At 66.0% G+C, this 24,175-nt stretch carries 23 protein-coding genes; 11 read left to right on the top strand and 12 right to left on the bottom strand.

From position 1 onward, the window contains the following. Together AC1DRP_RS11380 and AC1DRP_RS11375 are read left to right on the top strand one after the other, a co-directional pair. The coding region (locus AC1DRP_RS11380; RefSeq protein ID WP_476768525.1) for a class I SAM-dependent RNA methyltransferase at positions 1 to 1,013 on the top strand (1,013 nt) is incomplete at its 5' end. Between the two features lie 13 nt (positions 1,014 to 1,026). Next, the gene (locus AC1DRP_RS11375) at positions 1,027 to 2,433 is read left to right on the top strand and encodes an FAD-binding oxidoreductase (RefSeq protein ID WP_476768524.1); all 1,407 of its coding nucleotides are present in this window, start codon (positions 1,027 to 1,029) and stop codon (positions 2,431 to 2,433) included. 41 nt (positions 2,434 to 2,474) lie between these two features. Here the strand turns inward: AC1DRP_RS11375 and AC1DRP_RS11370 are convergent, their stop codons facing one another. Beyond that, positions 2,475 to 3,212, bottom strand: coding sequence for an SOS response-associated peptidase (locus tag AC1DRP_RS11370; RefSeq protein ID WP_476768523.1), 738 nt, complete (start codon positions 3,210 to 3,212; stop codon positions 2,475 to 2,477). Between the two features lie 90 nt (positions 3,213 to 3,302). Here AC1DRP_RS11370 and AC1DRP_RS11365 point away from each other — a divergent pair, with 90 nt between their 5' ends. Further along, a complete protein-coding gene (locus AC1DRP_RS11365) occupies positions 3,303 to 3,803 on the top strand; it encodes a hypothetical protein (protein ID WP_441506532.1) in 501 nt (166 codons plus the stop codon). Between the two features lie 45 nt (positions 3,804 to 3,848). On the opposite strand, the gene AC1DRP_RS11360 is transcribed toward AC1DRP_RS11365, so the two are convergent. Together AC1DRP_RS11360 and dxs are read right to left on the bottom strand one after the other, a co-directional pair. Beyond that, positions 3,849 to 4,577, bottom strand: a complete 729-nt coding sequence (locus AC1DRP_RS11360) for a TlyA family RNA methyltransferase (protein ID WP_476768522.1) — start codon at positions 4,575 to 4,577, stop codon at positions 3,849 to 3,851. 18 nt (positions 4,578 to 4,595) lie between these two features. Then, a complete protein-coding gene (gene dxs / locus AC1DRP_RS11355) occupies positions 4,596 to 6,506 on the bottom strand; it encodes a 1-deoxy-D-xylulose-5-phosphate synthase (RefSeq protein ID WP_441506534.1) in 1,911 nt (636 codons plus the stop codon). A gap of 163 nt (positions 6,507 to 6,669) precedes the next feature. Here dxs and AC1DRP_RS11350 point away from each other — a divergent pair, with 163 nt between their 5' ends. Continuing rightward, positions 6,670 to 7,911 carry an MFS transporter gene (locus AC1DRP_RS11350; RefSeq protein ID WP_441506535.1) on the top strand — a complete coding sequence of 414 codons (1,242 nt, stop codon included), beginning with the start codon at positions 6,670 to 6,672 and terminating at the stop codon, positions 7,909 to 7,911. A gap of 126 nt (positions 7,912 to 8,037) precedes the next feature. On the opposite strand, the gene AC1DRP_RS11345 is transcribed toward AC1DRP_RS11350, so the two are convergent. Beyond that, entirely contained in the window at positions 8,038 to 8,958 is a 921-nt protein-coding gene (locus tag AC1DRP_RS11345) for a pirin family protein (protein WP_476768521.1), read from the bottom strand. Positions 8,959 to 9,081: 123 nt separating this feature from the next. Between AC1DRP_RS11345 and AC1DRP_RS11340 the strand changes: the two genes are divergently transcribed. Both AC1DRP_RS11340 and AC1DRP_RS11335 read left to right on the top strand, forming a co-directional pair. Continuing rightward, positions 9,082 to 9,750, top strand: a complete 669-nt coding sequence (locus tag AC1DRP_RS11340) for a GntR family transcriptional regulator (RefSeq protein ID WP_441506537.1) — start codon at positions 9,082 to 9,084, stop codon at positions 9,748 to 9,750. Between the two features lie 109 nt (positions 9,751 to 9,859). Continuing rightward, positions 9,860 to 10,444, top strand: a complete 585-nt coding sequence (locus tag AC1DRP_RS11335; RefSeq protein ID WP_441506538.1) for a biotin transporter BioY — start codon at positions 9,860 to 9,862, stop codon at positions 10,442 to 10,444. Between the two features lie 77 nt (positions 10,445 to 10,521). Here AC1DRP_RS11335 and AC1DRP_RS11330 read toward each other — a convergent pair whose 3' ends face one another. Then, positions 10,522 to 11,157 (bottom strand): NAD(P)H-dependent oxidoreductase, encoded by a 636-nt coding sequence (locus tag AC1DRP_RS11330; RefSeq protein WP_441506539.1) that lies wholly within the window; start codon positions 11,155 to 11,157, stop codon positions 10,522 to 10,524. A gap of 85 nt (positions 11,158 to 11,242) precedes the next feature. Between AC1DRP_RS11330 and AC1DRP_RS11325 the strand changes: the two genes are divergently transcribed. Further along, the gene (locus tag AC1DRP_RS11325) at positions 11,243 to 12,139 is read left to right on the top strand and encodes a LysR family transcriptional regulator (protein WP_476768520.1); all 897 of its coding nucleotides are present in this window, start codon (positions 11,243 to 11,245) and stop codon (positions 12,137 to 12,139) included. 121 nt (positions 12,140 to 12,260) lie between these two features. On the opposite strand, the gene AC1DRP_RS11320 is transcribed toward AC1DRP_RS11325, so the two are convergent. The 4 genes from AC1DRP_RS11320 to AC1DRP_RS11305 form a co-directional block, all read right to left on the bottom strand. Then, positions 12,261 to 12,518 (bottom strand): exodeoxyribonuclease VII small subunit, encoded by a 258-nt coding sequence (locus tag AC1DRP_RS11320; protein WP_441506541.1) that lies wholly within the window; start codon positions 12,516 to 12,518, stop codon positions 12,261 to 12,263. 61 nt (positions 12,519 to 12,579) lie between these two features. Further along, positions 12,580 to 13,044 (bottom strand): Lrp/AsnC family transcriptional regulator, encoded by a 465-nt coding sequence (locus tag AC1DRP_RS11315; protein ID WP_441489030.1) that lies wholly within the window; start codon positions 13,042 to 13,044, stop codon positions 12,580 to 12,582. Between the two features lie 123 nt (positions 13,045 to 13,167). Next, on the bottom strand, positions 13,168 to 14,157 hold the full coding sequence (locus AC1DRP_RS11310; RefSeq protein WP_476768519.1) for an NUDIX hydrolase: 990 nt from the start codon (positions 14,155 to 14,157) through the stop codon (positions 13,168 to 13,170). Between the two features lie 34 nt (positions 14,158 to 14,191). After that, positions 14,192 to 14,704, bottom strand: coding sequence for a tyrosine phosphatase family protein (locus AC1DRP_RS11305; RefSeq protein WP_441489229.1), 513 nt, complete (start codon positions 14,702 to 14,704; stop codon positions 14,192 to 14,194). Between the two features lie 121 nt (positions 14,705 to 14,825). Here AC1DRP_RS11305 and AC1DRP_RS11300 point away from each other — a divergent pair, with 121 nt between their 5' ends. Further along, positions 14,826 to 15,386: a thioesterase family protein gene (locus AC1DRP_RS11300; RefSeq protein WP_441506543.1), complete on the top strand. Its 561-nt coding sequence runs from the start codon at positions 14,826 to 14,828 to the stop codon at positions 15,384 to 15,386. An 18-nt stretch (positions 15,387 to 15,404) separates the two neighbouring features. Here the strand turns inward: AC1DRP_RS11300 and AC1DRP_RS11295 are convergent, their stop codons facing one another. Further along, positions 15,405 to 18,968: a hybrid sensor histidine kinase/response regulator gene (locus AC1DRP_RS11295; protein ID WP_476768526.1), complete on the bottom strand. Its 3,564-nt coding sequence runs from the start codon at positions 18,966 to 18,968 to the stop codon at positions 15,405 to 15,407. Positions 18,969 to 19,296: 328 nt separating this feature from the next. Here AC1DRP_RS11295 and mscL point away from each other — a divergent pair, with 328 nt between their 5' ends. From mscL to AC1DRP_RS11280, 3 genes are all read left to right on the top strand, one after another. Beyond that, a complete protein-coding gene (gene mscL / locus AC1DRP_RS11290) occupies positions 19,297 to 19,716 on the top strand; it encodes a large conductance mechanosensitive channel protein MscL (protein ID WP_441489033.1) in 420 nt (139 codons plus the stop codon). A 121-nt stretch (positions 19,717 to 19,837) separates the two neighbouring features. Continuing rightward, the gene (locus tag AC1DRP_RS11285) at positions 19,838 to 21,028 is read left to right on the top strand and encodes a pyridoxal phosphate-dependent aminotransferase (protein WP_441506544.1); all 1,191 of its coding nucleotides are present in this window, start codon (positions 19,838 to 19,840) and stop codon (positions 21,026 to 21,028) included. A gap of 119 nt (positions 21,029 to 21,147) precedes the next feature. After that, positions 21,148 to 22,212: an AbrB family transcriptional regulator gene (locus tag AC1DRP_RS11280; protein ID WP_441489035.1), complete on the top strand. Its 1,065-nt coding sequence runs from the start codon at positions 21,148 to 21,150 to the stop codon at positions 22,210 to 22,212. Between the two features lie 7 nt (positions 22,213 to 22,219). Here AC1DRP_RS11280 and AC1DRP_RS11275 read toward each other — a convergent pair whose 3' ends face one another. Further along, on the bottom strand, positions 22,220 to 23,155 hold the full coding sequence (locus tag AC1DRP_RS11275) for an SMP-30/gluconolactonase/LRE family protein (RefSeq protein WP_441506545.1): 936 nt from the start codon (positions 23,153 to 23,155) through the stop codon (positions 22,220 to 22,222). A gap of 100 nt (positions 23,156 to 23,255) precedes the next feature. After that, positions 23,256 to 24,161, bottom strand: a complete 906-nt coding sequence (locus AC1DRP_RS11270; protein ID WP_441506546.1) for a LysR family transcriptional regulator — start codon at positions 24,159 to 24,161, stop codon at positions 23,256 to 23,258. Positions 24,162 to 24,175 lie beyond the last annotated feature (14 nt).

The following is a 24,175-nucleotide window of genomic DNA, read 5'->3' as shown; positions in this document are numbered from 1 at the left end:
TGCCTCCGGCACTCTATCAGGACTGGAAGCGGCAGCAGATCGTGACCGCGCTCGCCCGTGTCGGGATCGATGCGCCGGTAGCGGCGGTGGTCGATGCGCATGGAGTGGGTCGGCGCCGTGTGACCTTCCACGCCCGGCGCGAAGGCGCGGGCATGATGGTCGGCTTCATGATGGCCCGCAGTCATGACCTCATTGCCGTCGAGGCCTGTCCGGTTCTGGCTCCCGGCCTTGCGCGCGCTCCTGCCGTCGCGCAGCTGCTCGCCAACCGGCTGGGGGGCTCGAACAAGCCGCTTGACCTTCAGGTTACGACCTCCGAGGCCGGGCTCGATGTCGATATTCGCGGCCACGGCCCTGCCGGAGGCAAGCTGCGCCTCACCCTGACTGAGGTGGCCGAACGGCTCGATCTCGCCCGGCTCGCCATGCATGGCGATGTCATCGTCGAGCGCCGCCCGCCTTTGCAGGCCATGGGGCGAGCCTATGTTGCGCCCGGCCCCGGCGGTTTTCTCCAGGCGACGGCGGAAGGCGAGGAGCGTCTCGCTGCGCTCGTCGTCGATGCGCTGCCGAAGGTGAAGCGCGTGGCGGATCTTTTCGCGGGATGCGGACCTTTCACCTTCCGGCTGGCGGAGAAGGCGCAGGTTCATGCGCTGGAGAGCGACAAGGCAGCCGTGCAGGCTTTGCTCAGGGCCGCGAGCGCAACGCAAGGGCTGAAGGCCGTCACGGGCGAGCAACGCGATCTCTTTCGCCGGCCTCTGCTTGAGTCCGAGCTGAACGGCTTCGATGCGGTGGTGCTCGATCCGCCTCGCGCAGGCGCGGAGGCGCAGGTGAAGCGGCTGGCCGCGTCCAAGGTCGCGACCGTCGTCTATGTCTCCTGCGATGCCGGGAGCTTCGCACGCGACGCGGCGCTTCTGGTCGCGGGCGGATATGCGCTGGACGGTGTCACGCCGGTCGACCAGTTCCGGTATTCCGCTCACATAGAGCTGGTCGCCCGGTTTCGGCGCTCAGGCAAGAAGTGACCCCGGAGACCCTATGAGCGCTCAAGTTCTGGACCGGATGGCCGGCATCGTCGGCGCGCGCAACATCATCGCCGAGCCTGATGCGATGCTGCCCTATCTCAAGGAATGGCGGGATCTGTTTCGCGGCCAGGCGACGGCAGTCGTGCGGCCGGGCTCGACCGAGGAGGTCGCGGCGATCGTCAGGCTTGCAGCCGAGACCGGGACGACGCTGGTGCCGCAGGGCGGGAATACCGGGCTTGTCGGGGGGCAGATCCCGGTTGCCGACGGGCGTGAGATCATTCTCTCGCTGCAGCGGCTCGACAAGGTTCGTGCCGTCGATGCCGAAGGCGACACCATGATCGTCGAGGCCGGGGTTACGCTCCAGCGTGCGCAGGAGGCGGCTGAAGCGGCCGGACGGCTCTTCCCGCTCTCGCTCGCCTCGGAGGGCACTTGCACCATTGGCGGCAATCTCTCGACCAATGCCGGTGGCACCGCCGTGATCGCTTATGGCAATGCTCGTGAGCTCTGCATGGGGCTCGAGGTTGTGCTGGCTGACGGCCGCATCTGGAACGGGCTCAGGCAACTCCGCAAGGACAATACCGGCTACGACCTGAAGAACCTCTTCATCGGAGCCGAAGGAACGCTCGGCGTCATCACCGCTGCGGTGCTCAAGCTCTTCCCGCTTCCCGCGGCGCGCGCCACGGCCTTCCTTGCRCTGCCGGGGCCGGCGGAGGCGCTGGCCTTGCTCAACGCCGCCAAGGCCGGTGCGGGCGGCACATTGACGACCTTCGAACTCATGCCGCGCATCGGGCTTGAATTCGTGCTGCGCCATGCGGCCGGCACCCGTGACCCGCTTTCGGAGCCGTCGCCCTGGTACGTGCTGATGGAGGTTTCGGCTCAAAGCGCGGTCGGTCTCAATGAGGCTGTCGAATCCTTCCTGGGCGAGGCACTGGAAAACGGCCTGATCACCGATGCCGCGCTGGCCGGCTCGCTGGAACAGCGCAAGGATTTCTGGAAGCTGCGCGAGATGCTGTCGGAGGTGCAGCGTTTCGAGGGCGGCTMGATCAAGCACGACATTTCCGTGCCGTTGCACGCAACGCCGGATTTCCTGGCTCGCGCCATTGCGACGGTCGAGGCGATGATCCCCGGCTGCCGCGCGGTGCCCTTCGGTCATCTTGGCGACGGCAATATCCATTTCAATGTCAGCCAGCCGGTCGGGGCCGACAAGGAGGCCTTCCTGGCGCGCTGGAATGAGATCAATCGCGCCGTCCATGCCATCGTCACCGAGATGCATGGCTCGATCTCGGCCGAGCACGGCATTGGCCGGCTCAAGCGCTACTTGCTCCCGAGCGTGAAGGATCCGGTCGAACTCGCGCTGATGAAGACATTGAAGGCGACGCTCGACCCGCAGGGCATCCTGAACCCCGGCGCCGTGCTGTAGGACGACAGCCCGTCAGGCTTGGCTGCAGACGGGCACGCTGCTCAGAACAGGCTCCCCTGCGCCGGTGGCTCCACCGGCCGGCGCGGCTTTGCGGGCGGTGCCCGGTTTTCCGTTGCCGCGTCATAGGGGGCCTGGACTTCAGGCCCGTCATTGCTGACCCGGTTCACCGCGGTCCCGATCCGGACCGCTTCCAGCAAATCCTCCGCCGGAGGCTTCAGCAGCGTTGCGACATCGTCGTCGCGCGCGCTGGCATCGAGCCAGGCTGCGTGATCCGCARGTGCGAGGATGACGGGGCAGCGGTGGTGGAAGGCTGACATCAGGCCGTTGGCCGGACCCGTGACCATCGCAACCGTGTCGATCTCGGAGCCGTCCTGCGAATGCCAGGTCTCCCACAGGGCGGCGAAGGCAAAGAGGCCGTGATCCGGCTTTCGGAACAGATAGGGGCGRCTCTCCTTGTCGAGCCGATGCCATTCATAGAAGCCGTCGACCGGCATCAGGCAGCGCCTGCGGCTGAAAGCAGCGCGAAAGGATGGCTTCTCGCGTGCACTCTCGCTGCGGATATTGATCACCAGCGGAAAGTCCCTGGTGTCCTTGACCCAGCCGGGAATGAAGCCCCAGCGCATCAGCAGGAACTGTCGTCCGCCTTCATGATTGCGGATGACAGGCACGGGCTGCGTCGGCGCGATGTTGTAGCGCGGCGGAAAATTGGGCTGCTCRGGATAGGCGAAGTGTTCGCGCATCGCCTGAGGCGGAAGGGTAATGGCGTAGCGACCACACATGTCGCGCTGGATGTGCCAAGCCTTACCGCTCGGATCAACACTTTATTCGGGTTTGGTCGAGCATAGTCCCGCCAATTCAGAGGCCTGAGGATGACCGCCCCCGCGATGAGAGCGCTGGCCGTTGACGCGGATGAACGGCTGGGTCCGACCGGGAAGCCCCCGCTCTCGACCGACTATCTCAATCGCTATGGCGAAGCGCTGATGCTGATCGAAATGGTGCCGGTGGATCGCGGCATCATCGAGGAACTCCGAAGCTGGCGGGCCGTTGGCTATCGCGAGCATTTCCAGACCTCGCGGCTGCGCTGCGCACCTGAGGCGCTTGCTGCCTACGACCAGCTCGACGCTCGTCAGATCGAGGCTTTCGAAGAACTCTGCCGCACCATGAGCCAGTTGATCGCTGCGGCKACCGCGCTGCTCGGGGATCTGGATGAAGGCGAGGATGTCGCGGCAGTCGTCGAGGTCGCAGCTGGAGCGTTGCGCAGTCTGATCGGTCACACCACGCTCTTCATCAACGTCAACGGCCAGATCGACACCGACGACTTCGATGTCCGCTCACTGCAGAGCAATATCGACGCCCTGTTCGCGAACTGAGTTAGCGTCCTAAGCATCGGCCCGAAAAGTGGATTGCGGTTTGATCTAACCTGGCCGGTAGCCCCCGATCAGAAACTCGCGATTGCCGTCGCCGCCCTCGATCGGTGAGGGGATCGGACCGCTGACCGCGAAGCCCAGTTCCGCGAACAGCGTCGAAATCTCCGCGCAGACTTGGGCGTGCACGGCTTCATCGCGCACCACGCCCTTCTTGAGCGCCGCTCGTCCGGCTTCAAATTGCGGCTTGATCAGCGCMGCGATCCGGGCCTCGGGCGTCAGCAGGCCGGCAACGGTCGGCAGGACGAGCCTCAGCGAGATGAAGCTGACATCGATCACGGCGAGCGCCGGAGCCGGCGCAAATTCTTCCGCAGCCAGTGCCCGGATATCGCGCGCCTCGAGGCTGGTGACGCGCGCAAGGTTCCTTAGGCTGGGATGAAGCTGGTCCCGCCCGACATCGACGGCGAACACGTGGCTCGCGCCCCGCCGGAGCAGGACGTCGGTGAAGCCACCGGTGGAGGCGCCGACATCGACACAGGTCAGCCCGGCCGGATCGAAGCCGAAGGCATCGAGCGCGGCCGCCAGCTTGRGGCCGCCACGCGAAACATAGGGATGCGGTGCCTCGGCCAGGATCTCGGCATCGCGCGCGATCATGTCCGAGGCTTTTCGCACGGTGACGCCGCCCGCCGAGACGAGGCCCGCAGCAATCGCCGCCTGTGCCCGTGCGCGGCTCTCGAAGAAGCCGCGCTCGACGAGAAGCTGGTCCGCCCGGCTCTTCATGATTTCAGCCGCCCGCGCTCAGGCGCGGCGCACGGCGTCCGGCGTGCCCAGCGCCTGCTCGACGCTGCGCACGATGCCTGCGGCGTCGAGCCCGGCCAGCGCGTACATCACATCCGGCTTGTCCTGGTCCTGATAGAGATCGGGCAATGTCAGTGTTCGCACCTTCAACCCGCCGTCGAGCATTCCGGTTCTCGCCAGCAGGTGAAGGACATGGCTGCCGAAGCCGCCAACCGAGCCTTCCTCGACGGTGATCAGGATCTCGTGCTCGCGGGCGAGCCGCAGGATCAGCGCCTCGTCCAGCGGCTTGGCGAAGCGCGCATCGGCGACCGTGGTCGAGAGCCCGCGCTGAGCGAGCAACTCGGCGGCCGCAAGGCTCTCCGCAAGCCGTGTGCCCAGCGACAGAATGGCCACGCGTGACCCTTCGCGGACGATCCGGCCCTTGCCGATCTCGAGCGGAATGCCGGTTTGCGGCATCTCCACGCCGACGCCTTCGCCGCGCGGATAGCGGAAGGCGATCGGCCCGGAATCATAGGCGGCGGCGGTCGCAACCATATGGGTCAGTTCCGCCTCGTCGGCTGCGGCCATCACCACCATGTCGGGCAGGCAGGCGAGATAGGCCACATCGAAGGCCCCGGCATGGGTCGCGCCATCAGCGCCAACAAGGCCGGCCCGGTCGAGCGCGAAGCGCACCGGTAGCTTCTGGATGGCGACATCATGCACGACCTGATCATAGGCGCGCTGCAGGAAGGTCGAGTAGATCGCGCAGAACGGCTTGTAGCCCTCGCTTGCCAGGCCGGCGGCAAAGGTCACCGCATGCTGCTCGGCAATGCCGACATCGAAGGTCCGGCCGGGAAATTCCTTGCCGAATGCATCGAGACCGGTGCCCGAGGGCATGGCGGCGGTGACGGCAACGATCTTCTCGTCCTCGCGCGCCGCCTTGATCAGCGCATTGGCGAAGACCTTGGTATAGCTCGGAGCATTCGCAGGAGCCTTGGCCTGTTGCCCGGTGACGGGATCGAACTTCACCACGGCGTGGTGCTTGTCGGCGCTCGCCTCGGCAGGGGCATAGCCCTTGCCCTTCTGCGTCACGACATGGACGAGGATCGGCCCGCTCTGCGCATCGCGGACATTGCGCAGCACCGGAAGCAGGTGGTCGAGATTGTGACCGTCGATCGGCCCGACATAATAGAAGCCGAGCTCCTCGAACAGCGTTCCACCGGTCCAGAAGCCGCGCGCGAACTCCTCGGTGCGCCTGGCCTTCTCGTGGAAGAAGCGGGGCAGTTTCTCCGCCAGATATTTTGCCACCTCGCGGAGCGAGCGATAGGTGCGTCCAGAGACCAGCCGCGCGAGATAGGCTGACATCGCGCCCACCGGCGGCGCGATCGACATGTCGTTGTCGTTCAGAATGACGATCAGCCTGGAGCCGAGCGCTCCGGCATTGTTCATCGCCTCATAGGCCATGCCCGCCGACATCGCTCCATCGCCGATCACCGCGATGACATTGTTGGGCTTGCCGGCGAGATCGCGCGCGACCGCCATGCCGAGCCCGGCCGAGATCGAGGTCGAGGAATGAGCGGCGCCGAAGGGGTCGTACTCGCTCTCGCTGCGCCTGGTGAAGCCGGAGAGGCCTCCGGGTTGGCGCAAGGTCCGGATGCGGTCGCGCCGGCCGGTCAGGATCTTGTGCGGATAGGCCTGATGGCCGACATCCCAGATCAGGCGGTCATCCGGGGTGTCGAAGACGTGGTGCAGGGCGACGGTCAGCTCGACCACGCCGAGGCCAGCGCCGAGATGGCCGCCGGTGACCGAGACCGCATCGATGGTCTCGGCGCGAAGTTCGTCGGCGAGCTGACGCAACTGGACATCGTCCAGGCGACGCAATGCGGCGGGATCGGACACTTGATCGAGAAGTGGAGTGGCAGGGCGGGGCACGGTTGAGCGACACGTTCCTTCGAGGTGATCGACTTCGAATAAAGCCTGCGAGCGGCGCTGGCAAACCGGCGGGTCGTCACAGCGCCGGAAGACAGGAAACGGGTGGGGCTGATGTCCTAGGCGTGGGACGCTGGCGGCAACCTCGCAAAGACGGAAACCCGCCATGTCGTCGCACCTTCCCCTCGGCCTGCTCCTGGCCGGCATCGTCGCGCAGTTCGCCGACAAGCTGGCGCTCGACACTATCACGCTCGCAGCGACGGAGGCTGGCGCCAGCAGTCGGCTTGTCGGCCTGCTTGTCGCGGCTCAGTCGGCGGCATGGCTCGTCGTCTCGCTGCCTGCGGGGGTGTGGGCGGACCGGGTTGCGCCCCGCTCACTGATTCTCGCCGGAGGCGGGTTGTTGCTGTCGGGCTCGCTGATCGGCGCGGCGCTGCTCATCTCAGGGCATACGAACTGGGCGTTGGCACTCTCGGCCTTCATTGCCGCGACCGGCCCGGTTGTCATCGCATTGTCCATTTTCGTGCTCTTGCCGCGCATGGTGGCGGTTAGGGATCTGCCGCGTGCCAATGGTCGGATGGAACTCGGCCGTGCGGTGCTGAGCCTGGCCGCGCCGCTGCTCGCCGGCTGGGCTGTCGCAAGAGGCATCGGCGCGCTCGGGCTGGCGCTGTGTGCCCTATGTGGAATCGTGGTCCTGGCGCTTGCCATGCGCCTGCCGTCTGAGCGGCCGGTGGCAGCCGCACGCCAGCCGTTGCACCGGGCCATTGCGGAAGGCGGGGCCTTCGTCCTGCAACATCCCTATCTCAGGCCGATCGCGCTCTGCGCCATCGCCTGGAACCTTGCCTTCTTCGCCTTCATGGCGCTGTTCGCACCCTATGCCGCGCGCATTCTGCTGCTCGCCCCGGAGACGATCGGTCTCTCCTCGTCGGTCTATGGTGCCGGCCTGATCCTTGGCGCGTTCTTCGGCGCCGCACTGATCGCGCGCCTGCCAACYGGGCTGCTTCTCGTGTTCGGCCCAGCTTCATCGCTCCTGGGCGCGCTGCTGCTGGCCATCGCTCCGGCGACGCTCGGCCTTGCGGCGCTGGCGCTCGCCTTCTTCCTCTTCGGCTTCGGACCGATTCTCTGGGGCATCATTCAGACCAGTCTGCGCCAGGCGGTGACGCCGCCGGCTTTGCTCGGTCGCGTCAGTGCCACGCTGACGACAGCGATGTACGGCATGCGTCCGTTAGGCGCGATTGCGGGAGGGCTTGCTGGCGAGTGGCTCGGACTTGGGCTGGCGATCTGGCTCCCCGTCATCCTCTTCGCGCTCTCGGTCGCCGCGATCCTGGCCTCCCGCATGCCGGCGTTGAGGGCGATTCCTTCGGGCGAACTCTCTTCGGCCGAGCTGCGGTCTGGGTTGCAGGCCGGATAATGGGCAGGCTTCGAATGGCTGTGTGTCCGACGACCCGCAGGTTCATCGTTTCCCACGGATCTGGACACGCACGGCCCGCAGGCTCAGGCCAGCAAGCGTGCAGCCCTGAGCTGCGCGGGACTGCCCTCAGCTCTCCGGCAAGGGAATGAACTCGGCTTCGTCGCCGGGAACGGTGTCGAAGCRGCCGGCTTTCCATTCCTCCTTCGCCTGGTCGATGCGCTCCTTCGAGGAGGAGACGAAATTCCACCAGATATGGCGCGGGCCATCCATCGGTTCGCCGCCGACCAGCATCAGCCGGCTCTGGTCGATCGCGAGGATCGAGATGCGGTCGCCCGGCTTGAAGACGAGCAATTGCCCGGCGCCGAACTCCTCTCCGGCAATGTCGATCTTGCCGGAGACGATATAGACCGCGCGCTCGTCGTAATCGGGGTCGAGCGGCAGGATGGCGCCGGGTGCCAGCACCGCCTCGGCATAGAGCGTATCCCAGGGGAATTTCACCGGCGAGGTCTGGCCGTAGGCTGAGCCCATGATCAGGCTGATGCGCTTGCCGCCTTCGACGATGCGCGGCAGTTCGGGCGCGGCGTGATGGATGAATTCCGGCGCGACTTCCTCATGGCTCTTCGGCAAGGCGAGCCAGGTCTGGATGCCATAGAGCTTCGGCGCCTTGAGACGCTCTTCTGGCGCCGTGCGTTCGGAGTGAACGATGCCGCGTCCCGCCGTCATCAGGTTGACCGCACCGGGGCGAATGGGCAGCGCCGTGCCGAGCGAGTCGCGATGCATGATCTCGCCGTCGAAGAGATAGGTCACGGTCGCCAGACCGATATGCGGGTGCGGGCGCACATCGATACCCTCGCCGAGCAGGAATTCGGCCGGGCCCATCTGGTCGAAGAAAATGAACGGTCCGACCATCTTCCGGCCGATCGAGGGCAGGGCGCGCCTGACCGAAAAGCCGCCGAGGTCATGAGCGCGCGGCACGATGACCTGCTCGATCGCCTGGCAGGAGCGGGCATCACCCAGGATCGGGTCATCGGCGGGCTGATGCGACATGAGGGATCTCCCAGGATCTGACGGTGAGTCTGGCCGCAACGCCGCGACGGGGCAAGCGGCATCGATATGCGCCGGGAATCCGAAGCGCTCGACAGGAGATCACAACAAAATTATCTATAAAAAATGACCAGCGAACAGAAAGACACGCTCGCCATCCGGATCAGCCGCGCTCTGGCCGACCGGATCATCTCCGGAGCGATCGAGCCCGGAGCCCGCTTGCGCCAGGACCATGTCGCGGCCGAGTTCGGCGCCAGCCATGTGCCGGTGCGCGAGGCCTTTCAGAGGCTGGAAGCGCAGGGTCTGGCCGTCAGYGAGCCGCGCCGGGGCGTGCGGGTTGCCGCTTTCGATCTGCGGGAGGTCCGCGAGGTCGCGGAAATGCGGGCGGCGCTGGAGGTGTTGGCGCTGCGCCATGCCGCGCCACATCTGACCCGGGCGATCCTCGAGCAGGCCGAAGAAGCGACGCGCGCCGGCGACAAGTCGCAGGATGTGAGGTCGTGGGAGGATGCGAATCGGCGCTTTCACAAGCTGATCCTCGCTCCCTGCGCCATGCCCCGCTTGCTGGCTGCGATCGATGATCTGCATGCGACCAGCGCCCGGTTCCTGTTCGCTGCCTGGCGTTCGGAATGGGAGTCGCGCACCGATCACGACCACCGTGCTATCCTCTCCGCGTTGCGCGAAGGACAAATCGAGGCCGCGGCGGCGACGCTTGCGCGGCATGTCCAGTGGATTGGGACCAAGCCGGTTCGCACCTCCTCCGGTGGCACGCGCGAGGCCTTTTCGATCGTCGGATGACAGGTGCATGGCGGGAGGGGCTTGCATTCTTCGCCGCGATGTGGAGTCCATCATAGATCAGATTCATGAATTATAGATAATATGCATCTGATCACTGATGGAGATCGCAATGAACGCAATGACCTATGCTACGACGCAGCTGGCGGGCGGTCCGCTGCGCCTGAGCAGCCGCCCTGTCCTCGTGCAGGCGGGCGCCGTGCTGTTCGGAACCCTGCTCCTGGCGCTGGCCTCGCAAATCAGCGTGCCGATGGTTCCGGTGCCGATCACGCTGCAGACGCTGGCGGTGACGCTGATCGGCGCATTCTATGGCTGGCGTCTTGGCGCCGTCACTGTCCTCGCCTGGCTGTTCGAGGCGGCGCTCGGGCTGCCGGTTCTCGCCGGCGGCGCGTCCGGCCTGCCGCATTTCATGGGCCCGACGGGCGGCTATCTCTTCTCCTTCCCGATCGTGGCCGCCATGGTCGGCTGGCTTGCCGAGCGCGGCTGGGGCGGGAGCAGGCTCATGCGGTCCTTCGCCGCGATGCTGCTCGGCAATGCGCTCTGCCTGGTGATCGGCGCAGCATGGCTTGCGACCCTGATCGGCGTCGAGCGCGCGCTGCTCCTTGGCGTCGTCCCGTTCATCGTGGGGGCCGTCCTGAAATCCGCCTTGGGAGCTGCGATCCTGAAGGCCTCCAGCCGCTCGGAACAGGCAGGCTAAGCCTGCGGGCGGGTGTGCCGCGCTCCGGCTTCCGGCGCGCGGCAGCTCTGCCGTATCCAAGGCCGTGCAGGTCGTCGCTAACCTGTCGTCCTCGCGAGGCTGGTTCCGGCCAGCAGCAGGAGGCCGGCATTGGCGGCGTGCAGGGGCTGGATCGATTCCCGCGCTGGTTCCGTGATGGGGCACGGAAGGCGGCTGATCCGGCCGGCATAGTGCTCTCCGGCGAGCTGCAGCGCCTCAGTGTCGGCCTTGCGGGTCTCGTAGATCAGAAAGGGTTCCTGCCAGGCGAGGCCGCAGCGATGGGCCGTCGCTTCCAGGGGGCGGAGAAGCTCGCGAAGCGAAAAGCGGTTCTGGCCCGCGGGCGTATAGGCCTCCGCAACATTGCCGGCGGTCGCGGCGATCAGGACCGGCTTGCCGGCGAGCAGGCGCCCTTCGTCCTGGTAGGCCAGGTAGAACATCCGGGTCAGCACCGCATCCTGCCAGGCTTTGAGCAGTGGTGGTGTCGAATACCACTGCACCGGGAATTGCAGGACGATCCGGTCTGCCGCGAGGAGGCGTGCGACCTCCGCATCGACGTCGATCACGCCATCTGAATACTGTGCCTGCATGTCGACGACGGTGATGCCCGGCAGTTCGGCAACGGCCTCGCAGAGGGCGCGGTTGACATTCGATGTGGCGAAATCGGGGTGGAACAACAGGATCAGGGTGTTGGGCACGGCGTCCTCCTTTGTGATGTGCAGAGGATGCGGGTGCCAACAAAATTACTCCAATGGATGATCGATATATCGTATTATCCATTTCATGAATTTAAGATCGACCGATCTCAACCTCCTTGTCGTCCTCGATGCGCTTCTGGACGAAGCCCATGTTTCGCGCGCCGCTGAGCGGGTTGGACTGTCCCAGCCGGCAGCATCCAGCGCGCTCGATCGCTGCCGGCATCTCTTCAATGACAGGCTCCTGGAGCGCGGCGGCGGGCAGATGCGGCTGACCGCAAGGGCGCAATCGCTCCAGAAGCCGATCAAGGATCTGCTGGCTCAGATGACAGCCTTGCTCGATCCGCCGCAGCCCGATCTCGCCACCTTGCAGCAGATTGTCCGGGTGGTGACGGCGGAGCTGCCGCCCGCCCTGCTGGCCGGAGGTTTGTATAGTGAGCTCGCGCGCACGGCCCCTGRCATCACACTGGCGCTCATGCCCTGGCGCGGTGCGCCGGAGGCGCTTGACGGCCTGGCGCGAGGCCATGCTGATCTTGCCGTCTCGGTCATCCCCAGCGTCGAGAAGGATTTTACCCGCAAGGAATTGCTGCGCGAGCGTTACGTCGTGGCGATGCGGAAGGAGCACCCGGCGGCGCTAGCCTTCGATCTGGATCGCTGGCTCGCCTATCCGCATGTTCTGGTTTCGGGCCGCGGCGAAACCTTCGGCGCGCTTGACGAAGCGCTCTCGGTCCTCGGCAGGAAGCGCCATGTCGGCATGGTCGTGCCGAGCTTCCTGATCGTTCCGCCGCTGCTGCTCGATTCCAACCTGATCGCGCTGCTGCCGAGCCGGACGCTCCCTCGGGATAGCGGCGAGCACTATGCGGTGCGGGAGCCGCCGATTCCGGTGCCGGGTTTTCCGCTCCATGTCGCCTGGCACAGGCGCAGTGACCGCGATCCGGCAGTGCAGCATGTGGCGGGGCTGATCGAGGCGCTGCTCTCCGCCTAAATCATCGGACCGGATATCGTATCCAGTTCGATGATCTAACCCTTTGTCTTTGCATCGGCTTTGCCCCGAAAACCGCAATCCACTTTTCGGGCCGATGCTTTAGCCCGCGGGCCGCGCCGGCTTACTTGTCGACGTCCAGCGGCGTCGTGCCGGCCGGTTTGCCGTCGGCGCCGAGCGTGATCTTTTCGATACGGGCCTCGGCCTGCTTCAGCAGGGCGTCGCAGCGTGCCTTGAGCGCTTCGCCGCTGGTGTAGATGTCGATCGATTCCTCGAGTGGCACGTCGCCGCGCTCGAGCCGGGCAACGATGCTCTCGAGCTGCTTCAGCGCCTCTTCGAAGGGCAGGGCGGCGATATCGGAATTGGTTTTGGCGTCGGTCAAGATCGGCGATTCCCGTTGGGCCACTCTTATCGGCTCTGGCCCTGTTCGCTGCAACCCTGCATCAGACCGGCAATGCGGAGGTCTTCTTGATCGTGCGCAGCGTCAGCGTCGATTGCACACGCGTGACGCCCGGCAGCTGGGTAATGATGTCGGTGTGGATGCGCTCGAAATCAGCGCTGTCGCGATAGATGACCCGCATCAGATAGTCATGCGCGCCAGCCAGCAGATGGCATTCCAGGATTTCGGGCAGATTCTGCACCGCCTGCTCGAACCCTTCAAGCGAGGCACGCCCCTGCTGGTCCAGCGTAACGAAGACGAAGGCCGTGCCGGGGAAGCCGGCGATCTTGTCGTCGAGCATCATCGCATAGCCGCGGATCAGCCCGCTTTCTTCCAATTGCCGGACGCGGCGCAGACAGGCGGACGGGGAGAGGTGAACCCTTTCGGCGAGGTCCGAATTGGTGATCCGCCCATCGGTCTGCAGGATGCGCAGAATGGTCCGGTCGCGGGAATCGAGTTCGATCGTCATGGCTTTGGCCCCTCTTGAGGGCGATGCATTGTCGCAAATTTCGTAAGAAGCAAGCAATTTTCTGCTCAGTTTCTCGGCTGTCGCGCTGATATGCACGACAACTCCCTTCGCATCCGCACAAAACTACCGCTCTCCTCCGAGGTTGCGCCCGCCGACGCGCAGGCCCGGAGCCGGCCTCTCGGCAATGACTTCTCGGCGATAGCGGAAGAGCGCGGCGGGGCGCCCGGCAGTGCGGGTCATCGTGCCAGTCGGCTCCACCAGCGCTGCGCTTTCGACCAGCCGCCGAAAGTTCTGCTTGTGCAGGTGCCGGCCCGAGATCGCCTCGACCGTGTTCTGCAGCGCGGTCAGGGTGAAGGCGTCCGGCATCAGTTCGAACACGACCGGACGGTATTTGAGCTTGGCGCGCAGTCGGCCGATCGCGGTCGCAAGGATGCGGCGATGGTCGAAGCGCATCGGCCGGCCCAGCAGGGGACTGGGGGAACGCGGCAGTGCATCGGGGCGCCGGTCGCGTAGCGCCTCATAGGCGAGCCCGGCATCGTAGAGCAGTTCGTAGCGCTCGAGCGTCTTCTCCTCGTCCCAGGGCACGCCACCGAGCCCGAAGCAACTTGCGATGCGCTGTTGGCGCGACAGGGCGCGCCGCTCCTGCTCCGCGCGTTCGGCCGCCTTGTCCTGCGCCCAGTCGTCGAGCTGCGGCAGGATGGTCGAGTCGAGGACCGCCGGGCGGCCGGCGCGCCAGTCCTCCCAGGGAAAGAAGCCATACCAGGGCTGGAATGCGACCTGCTCAGGCAGGGATGGCGCACGGGTCAGCGCGAGATAACCGACCGAGACGACATGGGGGCCGGTATCGCGGATCTCCGCCTGCCGCCCGCGATCCCCGAACGTGTAGAGCTGTTCGACATAGCYGAGCGACAGCGCGGTCTGGTCCGCAACCCAGGAGCGCAGGCCGATCTCGAAGGTGCGATGCGCCAGTGGGTCGAACGGGCCGTAGGGGAGGCCCGGCGTGGCGTCTCCGTCGTGACCCTGCGCCGTCAGGATATGCGGCTGGTTGCCGGTGAAGGCGACGATCGCTGCCGCGAGGCCGATCTCGATGGCGGGGGCTGTGACTTTGGGCATGTCACCACCACGATGCAGCAAGGCCGGCGCCGCCTCAATCGAGATCGATGCGGAACGGAGTGCCTTCGAACGCGTCCGCACCCCGGCCGATGCTCTCGATTGCGGTGGTCATGCGACCGGAGCGTCCGAGGATCTGGTCTGCGATCGAGACGAGCCGGGCGTTGGGCGTGGCCGAGGCAGATGCGCTGCGCAGCGCAAGCGCAATCTCCGCCTCGTCACGCTGGGGCCGCAGGGCGCAGGTCGCGATGTAGGCCGCCGCGGTCGAGCGGCTGATGCCCGCCCAGCAGTGAAACACGATCGGCGCGGCGCGGTCCCAGTCGCGGATGAAGCTCAGGAAGCGCTGGACATGGTCCTCGTCGGGCAGGACATGCCCGTCCAGCGGCGCCGTGATGTCCGACATGCCGATGAAGAGATGCCGCTCGGGCAGAATGCCGGCCGGGCGTTCCACGACCGTGTTGACGTTGATCAAGGTCACGACATGGCTGGCACCGACCGATGCGACCGTCTCGTGAAGCCGGGCGAGGGACGAAACATGGAGTGTCGGCATGGCGAGTTCCGCTGCAGGACGTGCGAAAGAGTGGCGCGAGTCGGTGACGATGATATGGCCAATCGTCGCGACATCGGGAACGGGGCGCGCCGTCTGACGGYGACACTCCACAGGAGCCTGCATGAACCTCTGGCTGCGCCTGCTCTGGCTTCTTGTCACCACGCTCTTCCGATCCAGGCTGAAGCCACCTTTCGACATGTCGGTCCTGCCGTTCCGCGTCTGGTTTCACGATCTCGACACCAGCCTGCACATGAACAATGGCCGCTACTGGAGTCTCATGGATCTCGGGCGGACCGACCTGATGCTGCGTACCGGGCTCTGGCGCACGGTGCTGCGTGAGGGCTGGGTGCCGGTGGTCAATGCCGGGATGATTCGTTTCAGGCGTGAATTGCGCCTGTTCCGCCCCTTCGCGCTGGAGACGCGGATCCTGTGCTGGACCGAGAACTGGCTGGTGATGCAGCATCGCATTCTCAGCCGGGGGCGCGACGGCACGGAGATCGTCGCTGCCGTGGCGCTGGTGCGAGCTGCCCTCTACGATCGTGCGACCAGGAGCTACGTGCCGGTGACCCGCATTCTCGCCGATATCGGAATCAGCGCCGAGAGCCCGCCGCAGAGCGCCGAGATCGCGGCCTTTCTCGCCTCGGAGGAGGCGATGCGCCAGGCCGGCGCCGCCGAGCGCTGAGTGGGGCAGGTCTCCCTGCTATTCAGCGGCGAGACGCATCGCGCGCCATTGCGCAAGCAGGGCGCGGAGTGCTCCGGGCTTCAGCGGCTTGTTGAGGATATGCACGTCGAAGGCCGMAGCGGCCTCCCGCACTTGAGGCGAGCGATCGGCCGTCAGCAGGATCGCGGGAACGCGCCTGGCGGAACGATCGCGCAAGGCCGCGATCGCGCTCAGCCCGTCGCCATGGTCGAGATGGTAGTCGGCGATGATCACGTCCGGCATGCCGTGGGCCTGAACCTGCGCAAGCGCTTCGTCCAGTCCGGGCGCTGTCGCGACGGCACAGCCCCATCCTTCGAGCAGGCGCTTCATGCCATCGAGGATCGTGGGTTCGTTGTCGATCGCCAGGAGCTTGAGGCCGGCCAATTGCCCCGCAGGCGTCGGGGGCGGGGTGCTGCTGGTCGCCATGGCCGGAAGCGGCGCCGTTCGCGGCACCATCACCGAGAACCGCGTCCCGCGCCCTGGCGTGGAGGTCAGGGTGAGCTTGTGGTCGAGCGTGCGGGAGATGCGTTCGACGATTGAAAGCCCGAGCCCGAGGCCACGGGCGACCTTGGCCCCTTGATCGAGCCGCTGGAACTCGCGAAACACCGTCTTCTGCTTGCTGGCAGGAATACCGAGGCCGGTATCGAGCACTTCGATCGAAACCTGATTGCCGCGACGGCGGCAGCCGACCAGGACCTTGCCGTTCGGCGTGTATTTGATCGCGTTCGATATCAGGTTCTGCAGCAGCCGGCGCAGCAGGCGCCGGTCCGAGCGCAGCGCGACGGAGCTGGGCGAAAACACCAGCTGCAGCCCCCGTTCCTGAGCGCTCGGCTCGAATTCGCGCTGGAGCTGGCGCATCAGTTCGTCGAGCCTGAAACTGGTCAGTTCCGGCTTGAGTGCGCCCCCGTCGAGACGCGAGATCTCCAGCAGTGCCGTCAGGATTTCCTCGACCGCGTCCAGCGACGCATCGATATTCTCGGCGAGTTCGGGGCTGGTGGCGATCCGGTCACGCTCGACCAGTGCCGTCGCATAGAGCCTCGCGGCATTGAGGGGTTGCAGCAGGTCGTGGCTAGCGGCGGCCAGGAAGCGCGTCTTGGACGCATTCGCCTCCTCGGCTTCGGCCTTGGCGCGCTGAAGCTCGGCGTTGACGTGGAGAATTTCCTCGGTGCGTTCGGCGACGCGTCGCTCGAGACTTTCATTGGYCCGCTCGAGCTCTTCATGCGCGGCGACGGTCTCGGTGATGTCGGTATAGGTCGTCACCAGGCCGCCATCGGGAAGCGGATTGGAGCGGATCTCGATGACCTTGGTCGAGGGAAAGAGCTTGAGCCGGACTGGCTCGCGGTCATTGACAAAGCTCTCGAGCCGCGCGGCCATCAACTCATCCTGCTCGCCATCGCCATAGGCGCCGCGGGCAGCATTGAAACGGACGATCTCGTCGAGCCCGGTGCCGAACCGCACCAGCGACTGCGGCAGGTCATAGAGTTCGATGAAGGCCTGGTTCCAGGCGAGCAGCCGCAGGTCCCGGTCGAGCACGGTAATGCCCTGGCCGGCATGGTCGAGCCCGTGCTGCAGAATATCGCGATTATACTGCAGGGCCGCCGAAGCATCATCGAGCAGCTTGAAGGCGGCTTCCGTCGACAGGTTTCGGCGGCGCAGCAGCAGGGAGAGCACAAGCCGTGAGGATGCCGCGCCGATGGCCGACGAGAGCAGATGCTCGCCGAAGCGCAGCATGTGGATGTCGGCCTCGCGATTGCTGCTGCTGGCAACCTCGCCACGCCCGATGGAGAAGCCCTCGAATGCGCGCTGCGTCCGCTCCTGGCCGAGATAGCGACCGATGGTCGATTGCAGCTCGGCCTCCGTGACGCTGGACCGCCAGAGCGAAAAGGACTGGGCCATCGTTGCGCGATCGGAGGTGACGAAGGAGTTGGCCTGCAGGCGCTCCATGGCATTGGCCGGTCGCAGCAGGGAGAAGCCGACATAACAGAGAAGGTTGAGGCCGAGGCTCCACAGCACGCCGTGCGGCAGGGCCGGCAGATCGAGGCCGAGCAGGGCTTCCGGCCGCAATGAGGTGATGCCCAGCGGCCCCTTGGCCACGATCTCGCTCCAGACACTGGTGGGGTATGCGAGGCTGGGGACCAGCAGCGTGTAGGCCCAGGTCAGCGTGCCCGCCGTCAAGCCTGCGACGGCGCCGAGCGCGGTGCCGCGCCGCCAGAGCAATCCGCCGAAGAATGCCGGCGCGATCTGTGCGGTTGCCGCAAAGGACAGGAGCCCGATCGAGACCAGCGCCGCTTCACCTGCCGCACGGTAATAGGCGTAGCCCATCAGGATCACGGCGAGGATGGCGAAGCGCCGGATGATCACGACCTGCGAACCGAGGTCGCCGCCGGTCGGGCCGGAACGCAGCGATCTCGGGATGGCCCGGTCCGGGTCGCTCAGCAGGCCACGGCCGCGCACCAGCAGCGGCATGACGAGATGGTTCGAGATCATGATGGCGAGCGCCACCGAGGCGACGATCACCATCGCGGTCGCGGCGGAGAGCCCGCCGATGAAGACGAACAGCGCGAGCCAGCCTGCACCCCGCTCCAGCGGCAGCAGCAGCACGGTCATGTCGCGATCGATGCCGCTTCCCGGCATCAGCAATTCGCCCGCCGCCGCCAGCGGCAGCACGAAGAGATTGATTAGGACGAGATAGAGGGGGAACATCCAGGCGGCGCGGCGGACGTCGCCCGGGTCCCGGTTCTCGACGATCGTCATGTGAAATTGCCGCGCCAGCAGCAGCGCGGCGAAGGACGAGAGCAGCGTCAGCGTCAGGAAGGTTGGCCAGCTCGAGGTCCGCTCCCAGATCGGAGGCGCCCCGTACGGCATCTTCGCCGCCCGGGCGAGGAGGTCTCCGAAGCCATCGAACAGGCCATAGGCGACGAAGATCCCGAGCGCGAGAAACGCCACGAGCTTGACCAGCGACTCGGCCGCAATCGCCAGCACCAGCCCGTCCTGGTGCTCGGTTGCATCGATATGGCGTGTGCCGAAGGCACAGGCGAAGCCGGCGAGCACCATGGCGACGAGGAAGGCGAGGTCGCTGAGGACCGGGACATCCGGCGTCAGCGCCTGGCCGCCGGTTGCGGTCAGGAACACCGAAAGCGAATTCGCGACGGCCTTGAGCTGCAAGGCGATGTAGGGCAGTGCGCCGATCACGGCGACGAGACAGACGAGCGCGGCCACCCGCTCGCTCTTGCCGTAGCGCGCGCCGACGAAATCCGCGATCGAGGTGATGTTCTGCGACTTGGCGATCTCGACGATACGCGTGACGAAGCGATAGCCGAAGCCGATGACCAGGATCGGCCCGACATAGATGCCAAGGAAATCGAAGCCGGCGCGATTGGCGAAGCCGACGGAGCCGTAGAAGGTCCAGGAGGTGCAGTAGACGCCGAGCGCCAGCGCATAGATCGTCGTGCGCGCCGGCCCGCCCATCAGCTTGCGGCCGAAGGTATCGGCAGCGTGCGCGATGGCGAACAGCACGCAGAGATAGCCGAGCGCGACCAGAACTACGGACCAGGCCGGGATCATCTTGCCTCCATGCCAGAGCAGCAGCAGCGCAGCGTAGTGCATGTGCGCGCCCAGCGCGATGCGGCTTTCGGCCGAGGCGCTGCCTAAGCTCTTGATCTCGCGAGGCCTTGGACCGGAGATTTCCCGCTGGGCGCGGGCTGCTATTGCCCAGCCGTTGCGCTGCGGCAGCGTGCTATCGTCCGTTCAACCCCGGCCAAGACTGTGCACTGACGAAAGGTCGGCGCCCTGACGGGCTTCTAACCGCTGCAACTCTCAATTAGCCTGCGACATCCGTGCACGCCGTCCGGTAGGCGTGAAGCCGATCATCCCGAGGTGAAGGGGCAGGGCAATGCTGAAGGAATTCAAAGAATTTGCAATGAAGGGCAACGTCATGGACCTCGCCATCGGCGTGGTCATCGGCGCGGCCTTTGGCAGGATCGTCGACTCTCTCGTCAGCGACATCATCATGCCGATCTTCGGCGCGCTGGGCGGTCTCGATTTCTCCAATTACTTCTTCGGCCTCAATAGCGCGGTCACCAGCCCGATCCTCTCCGAGGCCAGGAAGCAGGGCGCCGTGTTCGCCTATGGCAGCTTCGTCACTGCAGCCATCAATTTCCTGATCATCGCCGTTGCCTTGTTCCTGGTCGTGAAGGGCATCAACCGGGTGAAGCGGGACCAGAAGGCAGCTCCGGCCGAGCCGCCGGCCCCGCCGCAGGACGTCGTGCTGCTCGGCGAAATCCGCGATCTGCTGAAGCAGAAGAACGCCTGATTTCGCTCACCGCTCGCGGGCAATTCATCACCGCGAGCGATCAACCCGATCTCGCGATTTCATGCCTCCCGCTCGCCGCTTCGGCTAAAGGTGAGGCATTGAACTTGCGAGGTCGAAGCCGATGACGACGAGCACGCTGCCGGGCGCCAGCCTGATTGCCGAGTTGAGGCCAGAGGCCCGTAATGCACCCGAAAGCGGCATCGTCGAGGTGGTCAATCACGGCCGGCTGAAGCCTGGCCTGATCCCGCTCTGGGTCGGCGAGGGCGATCTCTCGACGCCCGATTTCATCGTCCGTGCCGCCAACAAGTCGTTGGCTGATGGCGAGACCTTCTACACCTGGCAGCGCGGTATTCCGGAGCTGCGCGAGGCGCTCGCGCGTTACCACACGGCGCTCTACGGTCAGCCGCTTTCCGCCGACCGCTTCTTCGTCACGGGCTCGGGCATGCAGTCCGTTCAGATCGCCGTCAGGATGATTGCCGGACCTGGCGATGAACTCTTGATTCCGACGCCGGCCTGGCCCAATTTCGCTGCGGCCATCGGCGTGGCGGGAGCCAAGGCCGTCTGCGTGCCGATGGATCTGGAGCACGGCCGCTTCACGCTCGATCTCGACAAGCTCGCCGCGGCGATCACGCCGAAGACGCGCGCGCTCGTCATCAACTCCCCGGCGAACCCGACCGGCTGGACCGCGACCAAGGACGAGATGGGCGCGCTGCTTGCCCTGGCTCGCAAGCACGGTATCTGGATCATCGCCGACGAGATCTATGGCCGCTTCGTCTATGGCGGGGCGCCGCGCGCAGCCTCCTTCCACGACGTGATGGAGGCGGAGGATCGCGTCCTCTTCGTCCAGACCTTCTCGAAGAACTGGGCCATGACGGGTTGGCGCATCGGCTGGATCGAGGTGCCGGTCGCCTTCGGCCAGGTGGTCGAGAACCTGATCCAGTATTCGACCTCGGGGTCGCCGGTCTTCGTCCAGCGCGCCGCGATCGCCGCTCTCACCGAGGGCGAGCCCTTCGTCGCCGAGCAGATCGCGCGTGCGACCGAAGGCCGGAAGATCATCTTCGAAGGCCTGAAGGCGACGAACCGGGTTTCGCTGACCGCGCCGGATGGCGCCTTCTACCAGTTCTTCAGTGTCGACGGCCGCGAGGATTCGCGCGCGCTGGCGATCGAACTGGTCGATGAGGCCAATGTCGGCCTGGCGCCGGGCACCGCTTTCGGCCCCGGAGGCGAGACGGGCCTGCGGCTTTGCTTCGCGCGCAAATCCTCTGACCTCGTCGAGGCGGTGGCGCGGCTGCAAAGGGCGCTGACGTCATAGGCCCCGCTGGGCGCAGCCCAGCCTTGCGCGGCGATAGCATCTCCTTGTTTGACCGGATTGCGCGCCGCGTTCATTGATCGGCCCTGCGTCGTGTCTCCTCGGCGCTTGCTCCGAGTGACATGACCGGCCCGGCTTACATCCCCTACAGGCTCAAGACATTGTCGCGTGAAGCGGCCGTGATTGCCTGCGCCGCCCTCGGCGGCGCCATTTTCGCGCTGTTCGACGTGCCGGCCGCCTGGCTCTCGGGTTCGATGCTGATCGTCTCGATCGTCGGCGTCGCCAAGCGCCTGCCCGATCTGCGCAAGCCCTGGTTCGATGCGACCATGCTGATGTCGGGGGTGCTGATCGGCTCCTCCGCGACGCCCGAGGCGCTTGCGGCAACGGCGCGCTATCCCGGTTCGCTGGCGGTCCTGTTCGTCGCGCTCGCGGCCATCATGCTCACCACCGGCGCCTATCTGCGTTACGTCGCGCGCTGGTCCTGGATTGATTCCCTGCTGGCCGCCGCGCCTGGCGCGCTGTCGGCGGTCATCGCCGTTGCCCATGCCAAGGGTGCCAATCTTGGCCGCATCGCGGTGATCCAGCTCTTCCGCATCCTTGTCCTGGTCGCGATCCTGCCCAGTCTGATGCGGGCCTTGAGCGATGGCAGCGTCGGTCAGATGCCGGCGGTGATCGTCGCCAGCGCACCGGATATGGCGCTGGTTCTTGGTGTGGCCCTGGTCACCGGGCTCGTCTTCGAGCGCATCGGCGTCACCGCGCCCTTCATCCTGGGCGCAACCATGGCCAGTGCCGTGCTGCATGGCACCGGCGTGGTCCATGGCACGCTCCCGCCCGAGATCGCGACCGTGGTGATGGTCATGCTGGGCGCGGCGATGGGCGGGCGCGTCTCCAACCTCAAGCGCGGCGAAATCGCCGGGCTGTTCCCGCTCGCCATTGGCGGCTTCTTCGTCTCGATGGTGGTCGCCTTCGCCTTCGCCTGGCCGGCCGCCTGGCTTGCGGGCGTGCCCTATGCCAGCGCAATGGCCGCTTTTGCGCCGGGAGGGCTGGAGGCGATGGCGATGCTTGCCTTCGCCATGGGGCTCGATCCGCTCTATGTCGGCGCGCACCATCTTGCGCGCTTCATGCTGCTCGGCCTCGCCATGCCGTTGCTGGTGGTCCGGATGAAGTCGGAGCCGCCGCAGAGTTGAGCGCGGTTCAGCGCTTCGGCCAGGTCGCCCCGTTGGCGTGGGTCATCACTGAGTAGAGTGATGTCGTGCCGCAGACGAAAAGGCGGTTCAGCTTCGCGCCGCCCCAGCAGACATTGGCGACGATCTCGGGAATCAGCACCTTGCCGATCAAGGTGCCGTCGGGGTGATAGACATGCACGCCGTCCGCCGCGCTGGTCCAGATGCGGCCGGTGGCATCGAGCCGGAAGCCGTCGAACAGGCCGGCCGAGCAGGTTGCGAAGATCTCCGAGCGGCCCAGCGACGCGCCGTCCCCCGTCACGGCGCATTTGCGGATGTGGCGCGGCCCATCCGGGTCATGGCTCGCCCCCGTATCGGCGATATAGAGCTCGCTCTCGTCCAGCGAGAAGGCGAGGCCGTTCGGCTTGACGAAGTCGTCGGCGACGATCGAGAGCGCGCCGCTGACCGGATCGATGCGGTAGACGTTGCAATGGCCGATCTCGCCATCCGCCTTGTCGCCCTCATAGTCGCTGCCGATGCCGTAATCCGGGTCGGTGAACCAGATCGAGCCGTCGGATTTCACCACGACGTCATTGGGGGAGTTCAGCCGCTTGCCCTGCCAGTTGTCGGCAAGCACGGTAATCGAGCCGTCATGTTCCGTCCGGGTCACCTGCCGCCCGCCATGCTCGCAGGTGACGAGCCGGCCCTGCGGGTCCACGGTATTGCCGTTCGAGTTCCGTGCGGGCTGGCGGAAGATGCCGACCTGGCCGTTCACCTCGTCATAGCGCAGCATGCGATTGTTCGGGATGTCGGACCAGACCAGGCTGCGATGGGCTGGAAACCAGGCTGGGCCCTCGGACCAGCGGGCTCCGGTCCACAGCCTCTCGACCCGCGCCGAGCCCGGCACGACCCGGTGGAAGCGCGGGTCCAGAACCTCGACGCCGGTGCCTTCGATCAAGCCGAACATGAGCGGGTTTCTCCAGTGATGTGTCGAAGATCGAGCAAGCCACGTGTCCGGGCAATCCGGCGCCGCGCAGATGCCCTACGACGGGCGGGCGGGAGCCGTCTCATAGATCAAGCCCCGCATCCCAGTACGGTGTCGCGCCATAGAGCTCCGCGAGATAATCGACGAAGACGCGCACCTTCTGCTCCATGTGCCGGCGGCTGGGATAGACCGCGTAGACGGCGACACGCTTGCCGACCGAGTAATCCGGCAGGACCCTGACGAGCTGCCCGGTCTTAAGTTCCGGCCCGACATCCCAGGTCGAGCGCAAGGCGATGCCGACGCCGGCGAGCAGCGCCTCGCGCACGACTTCGCTGGAATTGGTCCGAAGCGGTCCATTGACCCGCACGCCGACCGGACCGGACGGTCCGTCCAGCCGCCACTGGTCGGCATTATGGGCAATCAGCGTGTGGTGAGAGAGCTCCTCGATGCTGGCCGGTATTCCGCGAGTGGCGACATAGTCCGGCGCGGCACAGAGCACGCGGTGATTGGGCGCGAGCCGCTTGGCGACGAGGCTCGAATCCTGAAGGTCGGCGATGCGCACGGCGAGGTCGAACCCTTCCGCGATGATGTCGACGAAGGAATCGCTCAGGATCAGGTCGACGGTCACCATCGGGTTGGCATCGAGAAAGGGCTTCAGATGCGGCGCGATATGCAACCGGCCGAAGGAGGTGGGGGCGGAGACGCGCAAGGTGCCGCGCGCTTGGCCCGCGCCGCTTGCGACCCAGGCCTCGGCATCCTCGATCGAGGACAGGATCGAGACCACGCGCTCATAGAAGCCCTGTCCCGCTTCGGTCAGCGACAACTGCCGCGTGGTGCGCTGCAGCAGCCGCACGCCAAGGCGCTCCTCGAGCCGGCGGATGCGCTTCGAGATCACCGCCGGCGAGAGTTTCAATTCGCGCCCCGCCGCGGACATGCTCTTGGCCGTCACCACATGCGCGAAGACATCCAGATCGCCGAACCGGTCCATGCTCGCCCACCTTT

It is taken from the genome of Allobosea sp. 01N443 (assembly GCF_056399325.1).
Note: the sequence above shows the minus strand (reverse complement) of the source record. Positions and strands in the feature narration are given on the sequence as shown.